2 protein-coding genes are annotated in these 1583 nt (G+C 44.0%); one reads left to right on the plus strand and one right to left on the minus strand.

Going from position 1 to position 1583, the window contains the following annotated elements; translation table 11 throughout:
- Positions 1–38 precede the first annotated feature (38 nt).
- Positions 39–701 (minus strand): riboflavin synthase, encoded by a 663-nt coding sequence (locus tag ACM0OS_RS28860; protein ID WP_414546600.1) that lies wholly within the window; start codon positions 699–701, stop codon positions 39–41.
- Between the two features lie 339 nt (positions 702–1040).
- Here ACM0OS_RS28860 and ACM0OS_RS28865 point away from each other — a divergent pair, with 339 nt between their 5' ends.
- Positions 1041–1538, plus strand: coding sequence for a bifunctional nuclease family protein (locus ACM0OS_RS28865; protein WP_414546601.1), 498 nt, complete (start codon positions 1041–1043; stop codon positions 1536–1538).
- Positions 1539–1583: the final 45 nt, after the last annotated feature.

The following is a 1583-nucleotide window of genomic DNA, read 5'->3' on the forward strand; positions in this document are numbered from 1 at the left end:
TCCCCACTCCCCACTCCCCACTCCCCACTCCCTACTTTCTACACATATCCGTGTTCAGCTAAAAATCCAGGTGTAATCATGTCTTTTGCCAGGTTTTGCTGACCAGGATTGAGAAACTTTTCCACGTATTTGCCGAGAATGTCTCCTTCTAAATTCACCCAACTGCCAGAGACGAGAGAATTGAGATTGGTTTCGGCATAGGTGAGGGGAATTACCGCCACTGTGAACTGAGATAATTCTGGCTCGTATGCGGCTACTGTGAGGCTGATACCATTCACCGCAATGCTACCTTTGGGGACAATATACCGCGCGATCGCTTCGGGTGCAGTAAAAGTGATTTCCCAAGAACTAGCCGTTTGTGCAGCAGCTACCAATTGACCGATACCGTCTACATGACCCATGACAAAATGACCGCCGACTTTGCCACCTACCCGCAATGAAGCTTCTAAGTTGACGTATCTTTGTTGTGTTTGCTCATCTTTTAGGGTTGTGCGGCGTAAAGTCTCCGGTGAAGCGGTGGCGATAAACCCATTGTTTAAAATTTCTTCTACTGTCAAACAAACACCATCTACAGCCACGCTGTCACCATAAGCTAAATCCTGCATAATGACATCAGAAGACTGATTCACACAAGTAATTTGCCAAGAATCACCCCCTAAGGGTTTCATGGTTCCTAAGGCTTGGATTAATCCTGTAAACACGGCTTTTTTCTAAAACTTACTCTATTTATTGCCTAATTTCGCCGGAAATCCACTGTAATTCTCACAATAATGCAGAATCATTTAGGTATAATTTCTGACTGTTTTTATTATAAGGTTCTTAACACATTCGCATCTCTCACAAGGCATACTTGGTTAAGAAGGTTATTGTCTAGATAGACCACTTTGACTTACTCTGGTGTTCACCACAAGTTCGGAGTTTAATAGAAGCAATTATAGAGAACAATGCTTATGTTTATTCCCACCCCCAGGTTAACCCAAAAAAGGGTATTATTTGTTACACAGCGACCAATCGCTCACAGGATTGTAGAGGCTTAGGCAATGATTGAAATGAAAGTCGCTGGCATAGCATTAGATGCCATAACCCGCAGCCCGATAGTACTTTTGAAAGATGCCTTAGATCGACGCGCTTTGCCAATTTATATTGGACAGGAACAAGCTAGGGCAATTATGGGCGCGCTAGAGAATCAAAAGCCTCCCAGGCCTTTAACCCACGACTTAATTGTGAGTCTTTTAGAGTCATGTTCTATGATTCTCGAAAAGGTAATTATTCATTCCTTACAGAAGGATACTTTTTATGCAGCATTAATTGTCCAGCAGGGCGAAATCAAAAAAGAAATCGATGCACGTCCTAGCGATGCGATCGCCGTCGCCCTCCGTACTAATGCGCCCATTTGGGTAATGGAAGAAGTCGTTGCTGAAGCGTCAATTCCTGTTGATCGTGATGCTGATGAAGCAGAACAACAAGCCTTCCGAGAATTTATTTCTAATCTTCGTCCTGAAGATTTAATTAAGCGTTTCGGTAATGGCGACAGCTAGAAAATTGGGGAGCCGGAGGAGATGGGGAGATGGGGGGATGGGGAG

Origin of the sequence: Nostoc sp. CCY0012 (assembly GCF_963920855.1) — a bacterium.
Lineage (GTDB): Bacteria > Cyanobacteriota > Cyanobacteriia > Cyanobacteriales > Nostocaceae > Cyanocohniella.

Bases quoted from the DNA above. Each gene is read 5' to 3' on its own strand.
- ACM0OS_RS28865 (WP_414546601.1), top strand. From the start codon at position 1,041: ATGATTGAAATGAAAGTCGCTGGCATAGCATTAGATGCCATAACCCGC.